We start from the raw sequence: 6,557 nt of genomic DNA on the forward strand, positions 1-6,557 counted from the left end.
CCTTGAACTGTACGTTCTAATTTTAAGTCACGGTTGACCGCAGCAAGGGCTTCAAACTGTTCAAGGGTGATAGAGAGAGCGATCGCCGTAGGAATTTCTAAGGAGAGGGTTTCGGGTGAGGTAGTAACTGCTAACATAGTCTTTTGATCAGGTGCAACTTATACTAAGTAGGTGGGTGTTAAAAATTGTCAGATACCCCCCTTATCAAGGGGGGCAAGGTAGGGTTGATTCATGAATCAACCCTACCCTGAATCAACCCTACCCTGAATCAACCCTACCTTGAATCAACCCTAGGGGCAGGGGGGATCAAAGACAAAATCTATCTTCAATTTAATTGAAACCACTTACTATTAAAGATTATTTGTCAAGTTTCTGCACAGAATTCCTGAGCTTGCGCTGAACAAATTCCCGATTTTTTTGGGAAACTTCCACCTCGATCGGGCGGTTTCACTAAATAACAGGTTACAATAGCCAATAATTAACTAAATTTACCTAAAAACTATCGATCGTGTTCTACGCTATTGATTTCGGAACCAGTAATACCGTCATTACTCGTTGGAATGGGGCGACAAATAGGGCCGAAACCGTGAAATTATCGGAGTTATCCCAACAAATAGCCGACAATCCCCCCCTAATTCCCAGTTTACTCTATATTAAATCAGCCAATCCTCTGCAAGTAATTGCTGGTCAAGCAGTGCGCGATCGGGGTTTAGATATCGATCGAGACCCGCGTTTTTTTCGTCGCTTTAAACGAGGTATCGGGGCAAAAATTCAAGGATTTTTACCGGAATTAGAGGAAACTGTCCTCAGTTTCGAGGGGGTTGGTCAATGGTTTCTTGATAGCATCATCGACAACTTAAAAAACACCACCCCGGAAACCCCCCAATCTCTAGTTTTAACCGTCCCCGTCGATAGTTTTGAAAGTTACCGCAATTGGTTAAGTAATGTTTGTCAGGGGTGGGAAATCGAACAAATTCGACTAATTGATGAACCCACTGCCGCCGCTTTGGGTTATGGAACCACGGGTGATCAAGTGATTTTAGTGGTAGATTTTGGCGGTGGCACCCTCGATCTTTCTTTGGTACAATTAGATTTAGATAATCCTCAAAAAAATCAAGGTTTTATTCTCAAGTGGGGAGAAAAACTTTTAGGCAATAATTCCGCTCAAAAAACTAAACTAGCGAGGGTTTTAGCCAAGGCGGGGATAAATTTAGGGGGGTCAGATATCGACGATTGGATTGTCGATTATTTTGCCCAAAAGCAATCTTTAGCGAAAACTTCCTTGACTACTCGTCTAGCAGAAAGATTAAAAATTAAACTTTCTTCCCAATTAACCGCCGAGGAGGTATATTTTGATCAGGAAAATTTCGAGAGTTACGAGTTAAGTTTAGATCGAGAACAATTGACCGATATTCTCCAACAACAAAACTTTTTTAATCAATTAGATGATTTAATGACGGGAGTTTTGCAACAGGGAAGACGCAATGGAATTGAAGTTAGCGACATCGATGCGGTGTTATTAGTTGGGGGAACTGTACAAATTCCGGCGGTAAAAGATTGGGTGCGACAGTATTTTGATAGTAGTAAAATTAAAGAGGATCGACCCTTTGAAGCGATCGCTTTAGGAGCGTTACAATTAGCCCAAGGTTATCAAGTCAAAGATTTTCTCTATCATAGCTATGGCATTCGTTACTGGAATCGTCGCAAAAATGCCCACGCTTGGCATCCAATTATTAACTCTGGACAACCCTATCCCATGGAAAAACCCGTGGAATTAGTCCTAGGTGCTTCTGTGGACAATCAGCCTAGCATTGAGTTAATTATCGGCGAATTAGGCACAGAAAGTGGAGCAATGGAGGTTTATTTTGATGGTGATAAATTAATTACTCGTTCCCTGAGTAATGGAGAAACTAGCGTCCAACCCTTAAATGATCGCGAGGGAGCAAGATCCATCGCTAAACTCGCTCCTTTAGGTTTCCGGGGTAAAGATCGCATTAAAGTGCAGTTCTGGATTGATGATCAGTGTTTTCTGCGGATTAATGTGGAAGATTTACTCAGTCAAGAATTGTTACTAAATAATCAAATAGTCACCAAATTAAGCTAGACTTGGCTTCACCTAAAAATCAAGTGCAGACTCATGGTAAGTTTGCACTGATATTATCGCAATATTCTGTTTTACTGGTGGCTTTATCGACTGTGATCGCGCACGGGGATCGGGATTAGTTCGGGTTCGGGTTCGGGTTCCGGACCAAAAACACTGTCGATCAGTTTGCGCGCCCATTCTCTCAATTTTTCTATCACTTCATCTAAATAGTCCATTGACCAAATGGCTCCTTTGAGATACTAGCTATGAGTTTTCGTCGATTGATCCCCGCAACAGCCACGCAAAAGCTTGATTCTAGAGAATTTTAACTAATTTTTATCGTTTGGCTGTTCAATCTGACGAACGGGGGAATCTATATCTTGTACTTATATTAAGCTTAACATAACTTTTTAGTCTGAGTATATATTCTTGGCAATTCTTTTTTAAGACATTATTAATAAATTCCGGCGTAGGCGATCGAGGGCGGTATAGGCACTAATCTGGCGAATGGTCAAGCGATCTCGATTTTCTCCGAAACGATGCTCTGATACGGTAACATTTCCGTCAGGACTGGCTAAACCGATATAAACTAGGCCCACGGGTTTTGTCTCACTGCCTCCTCCTGGTCCGGCAATACCCGTGATACTGATCCCCCAATCGGTAGCGAGGCGTTTTTGCACCCCTAGGGCCATCTGTTGGGCAACAATGGCACTGACAGCCCCGACATTATTTAAATCCTGCTCATTTACGTCTAAGAGGGCAACTTTTACCCGATTATCGTAGGAAATAACCCCACCCCAAAAATAATCGGAACTGCCGGCGATTTGGGTGATAATTTCCCCTAATCCCCCTCCAGTACAGGATTCTGCCACACTCAAAGTTTGTTTTTGCCGCCGCAACAGTTCCCCCACCACCGCGGGTAAAGTATCATCATCAGCCCCAAAATAATCTAATCCAGCGATTTCCTTAATTTCCGTCGCTACCGGTTCAATTACCTGCAAAGCAGCCTGTAAAGAAGGGGCTTTCGTCGCAATTCGCAAACGCACTTCGCCTAAACCAGCATAGGGAGCAACGGTGGGATTAGTCAGAGCGAATAAATGGGCCACTTTTTCCGCTAAAGCTGACTCACCAATACCGCGAAATTTGAGAGAACGACTATAAATCCTCTCTTTGCCCCATCCTTGACTTTCTAGGTAAGGAATCGCCGTTTCTACCCACATTCTCTTCATTTCTGAGGGTACTCCGGGGAAAGTAAGAATAGTCACGTTAGTCTGTGGTTGCCAGATCATGCCGGGGGCGGTTCCGGTCGGATTTGGCAAAAAATCGGCTCCCACGGGTATTAAAGCCTGTTTACTGTTACTAGGAGGCATTTCTCGCCCTAAACTCGTAAATTTAGCCTCGATTTCTGCTAAAATCTCCTGATCTTCTCTGAGGGGGGTTTGGAAAAAATCGGCGATTGTTTCTGTGGTTAAATCGTCGGGAGTAGGTCCCAGTCCCCCGGTAAAAATTAAAATTGAAGAACGTTCTTGGGCAATTGCGATCGCTTTTTTCAGTCTTTCTACATTATCCCCCACCACCGTTTGATAATAATGGGGAATGCCTAATTTTGCCAATTCTAGGGCTAAATATTGGGCGTTAGTATTAACTATATCCCCTAATAATAATTCCGTTCCTACACAAATAATTTCAGCGGCCATAGTTTTTAACAATTAGCTTAAATTTTCAATTTTGATCATCAACTGATCTCCTGTCACCATCGTTCGATCGGGTTTCGGTAACGATGGTACTGGAAGTTAACCATACCAGTGCGCTCCAGTATTATACCGGTAAGCTATCAAGAATCAAAGTCTTGTATATTAAATGCCACTTTGTTGCTGAACAGCCCATATCTGATTACACGACAATAAAATCACTACCTATGAGCAAACGTAAAATCAGCGTATTATTCCCTTATATAACAATAATTGATCATAATCAAGCATAACAAAGTATTGCCGAGCATCACCTCTTCCTTGCTGCCATCACAAACCACACCAAAATCATCTAAAATTGAAATGTCCACTAAATAATAAAATTCTATGACTCGCTGGTTTAATATTGCCGGTCCCTGTAAAGACGATATCCACTATATGTTATCTCCCACAGTACGATTACCAGATTTAGAGGATTTAATTCAACAGCATAGTTACTTTGTCCTACACGCACCACGACAAACGGGGAAAACCACCGCTATGTTATCCCTAGCAAAACAACTTACCGATACTGGAAATTATGCCGCAGTCATGGTATCAGTGGAAGTAGGAAGTGCATTTAATCATGATCCTAGTGCCGCAGAATTGGCAATTTTAGGGGCATGGTATAATACAATAAATATTCGTTTACCTAAAGAATTGCAACCACCTGTAAAAGAATGGCAAAAGGAAGAAGCAGGAAGCAGAATCAAGGCTTTTTTATCAGATTGGTCAAAAGCGATAAATCGTCCCATAGTATTATTTATAGATGAAATTGATTCTTTACAAGACCAAACATTAATATCAGTTTTACGACAGTTAAGAGATGGTTTTCCTAACCGTCCAGAAAATTTTCCCTCATCAGTAGGATTAATTGGTTTGCGAGATGTGCGAGATTATAAAGTAGCATCGGGAGGTGGTGATAGATTAAATACATCTAGTCCTTTTAATATAAAAGTTGCTTCTCTGACTATGCGAAATTTTAATCTTGCAGAAGTGGGAGAATTATATCAACAACATACAGCAGCAACAGGACAAATTTTCACACTAGAAGCAATAGAAACAGCTTATGATTTAACCCAAGGACAACCTTGGTTAGTCAATGCTTTAGCTAAAGAAATTGTAGAAAAAATTGTAAAAGATAGAAGTATTGCTATTACCAAAGAACACATTTTACAAGCTAAGGAAATATTAATTGCTCGTCAGGATACTCATTTAGATAGTTTAGCAGAAAGGTTAAGAGAACCAAGAATTAAAGCCATTATTGAACCAATGTTAGCAGGTTTAGAATTAGGAAATATTCCCAATGATGATATTCAATTTGTGATGGATTTAGGATTATGTAAAATGCACCCCTACGGAGGATTAACTATTGCTAATCCCATTTATCGGGAAGTGTTACCCAGGGTGTTAACAGTCACACCGATGGCATCTTTACCCATGATTGCACCCACTTGGTTAACCCCAGAGGGTGAATTAAATATAGATGCTTTATTAACAGCATTTCTCAAATTTTGGCGACAACAGGTCGAACCATTATTAGGTAGCACTGGTTATCATGAAATCGCTCCACATATAGTATTAATGGCTTTTTTACATCGTGTGGTTAATGGTGGGGGAGTTTTAGAAAGGGAATATGCAATTGGTAGTGATAGAATGGATTTATGTTTGCAGTATAAAGATGTAATTTTAGGGATTGAATTAAAAGTATGGCGGGATAAAAAACGCGATCCCCAAAGTGATGGAATTGAACAATTAGAATCTTATTTAGCACGTTTGGGGTTAGATTTTGGTTGGTTATTTATCTTTGATAGGCGGAAAAATGCCTTACCAATGGAAGAAAGGTTATCCACTGAGGTGGTAGTGACGGAAAATCAATATAGAATTACTGTGATTAGAGCTTGAGTCTTTCCAAAACTTACTGTTTGTGTTACATTTCATTAACGCACCCTACAGGATTAACTTTGAGAATTTTGCTAAACTAGAAATAGGTAGAAAACAAGGAAATATAAAGTTATGACAGTTGCTAATTCATCACTTTCTCAACAATACATACTTGATATTGAACCAGAAGGACGTTTAACTTTACCGCAAGAAATCCAACAAATTCTTAATTTAGAATCTGGAGATAGATTGATTTTAACTCTGGAAGATAATGGAACACTGCAATTAGTTAGTCTCAAAAATCAAGTTAAAAAATTAAGAGGTTTATTAAAAAATAAATCACCTGATAGAAATTTAGTAGATGAACTTATTCAAGAACGCAGACAGGAGTATTTAAGTGAATAAATCTGTGTTAGATGCTTCTGCCTTTTTAGCTTATCTTAGAGATGAACCAGGAGCAGAAATTGTAGAAAATGCCTTGATTAATGGCTGTTATATCAGTATTATTAATTGGGTAGAGGTATTATCGAAAATTGTTGACTTAGGAGAATCCCCAGAGGAAATTATTAAACGATTGAGAGATGAAGGATTATTACAAAATAGTCTAGAAATTATTGCTTGCAATGAGGAAGATGCTATAACTATAGCTAAATTTCGAGTTTTGGTAATGATTCGGTAGTAGTGCCGTAGCCCTCTTGCTTACCTGGTATGAATTGTGTATAATATTTATTAATAAAAATAATTGGAACCCGCTCAGTCTTTAAACCTCTAGCTTGCTCATGACTTTTCTGATAAATATCTTTTTCTGGCTCCTGTCTGGCTTACTCAAATATCAGTCTAGCACCGAACAAAATACCCCC

The 6,557-nt window shown here is 39.7% G+C and carries 6 protein-coding genes and 1 pseudogene; 4 read left to right on the forward strand and 3 right to left on the reverse strand.

The genetic code is table 11. The annotated features are described in order from the left end of the window. Positions 1-137 (reverse strand): annotated as a pseudogene (locus O9324_RS10935) (Uma2 family endonuclease); the annotation flags it as partial. A gap of 371 nt (positions 138-508) precedes the next feature. Here O9324_RS10935 and O9324_RS10940 point away from each other — a divergent pair. Continuing rightward, positions 509-2,104, forward strand: coding sequence for an Hsp70 family protein (locus O9324_RS10940; protein ID WP_287627289.1), 1,596 nt, complete (start codon positions 509-511; stop codon positions 2,102-2,104). 83 nt (positions 2,105-2,187) lie between these two features. Here O9324_RS10940 and O9324_RS10945 read toward each other — a convergent pair whose 3' ends face one another. Both O9324_RS10945 and O9324_RS10950 read right to left on the reverse strand, forming a co-directional pair. Next, positions 2,188-2,319, reverse strand: coding sequence for a hypothetical protein (locus tag O9324_RS10945; protein WP_002768233.1), 132 nt, complete (start codon positions 2,317-2,319; stop codon positions 2,188-2,190). Positions 2,320-2,526: 207 nt separating this feature from the next. Continuing rightward, positions 2,527-3,780, reverse strand: a complete 1,254-nt coding sequence (locus O9324_RS10950; RefSeq protein ID WP_288140196.1) for a competence/damage-inducible protein A — start codon at positions 3,778-3,780, stop codon at positions 2,527-2,529. Between the two features lie 381 nt (positions 3,781-4,161). Between O9324_RS10950 and O9324_RS10955 the strand changes: the two genes are divergently transcribed. The 3 genes from O9324_RS10955 to O9324_RS10965 all read left to right on the forward strand — a co-directional run bounded on the left by O9324_RS10955 (position 4,162) and on the right by O9324_RS10965 (position 6,376). Continuing rightward, positions 4,162-5,718, forward strand: a complete 1,557-nt coding sequence (locus O9324_RS10955) for an AAA-like domain-containing protein (RefSeq protein ID WP_288140197.1) — start codon at positions 4,162-4,164, stop codon at positions 5,716-5,718. Positions 5,719-5,829: 111 nt separating this feature from the next. Further along, positions 5,830-6,102 (forward strand): AbrB/MazE/SpoVT family DNA-binding domain-containing protein, encoded by a 273-nt coding sequence (locus O9324_RS10960; protein ID WP_002790479.1) that lies wholly within the window; start codon positions 5,830-5,832, stop codon positions 6,100-6,102. After that, on the forward strand, positions 6,095-6,376 hold the full coding sequence (locus tag O9324_RS10965) for a PIN domain-containing protein (RefSeq protein ID WP_002790478.1): 282 nt from the start codon (positions 6,095-6,097) through the stop codon (positions 6,374-6,376). The genes O9324_RS10960 and O9324_RS10965 overlap by 8 nt, the downstream gene beginning before the upstream one ends. The last annotated feature ends 181 nt before the right edge of the window (positions 6,377-6,557 follow it).

Source organism: Microcystis sp. LE19-84.1B (assembly GCF_027531875.1).
GTDB classification, from domain to species: domain Bacteria; phylum Cyanobacteriota; class Cyanobacteriia; order Cyanobacteriales; family Microcystaceae; genus Microcystis; species Microcystis panniformis.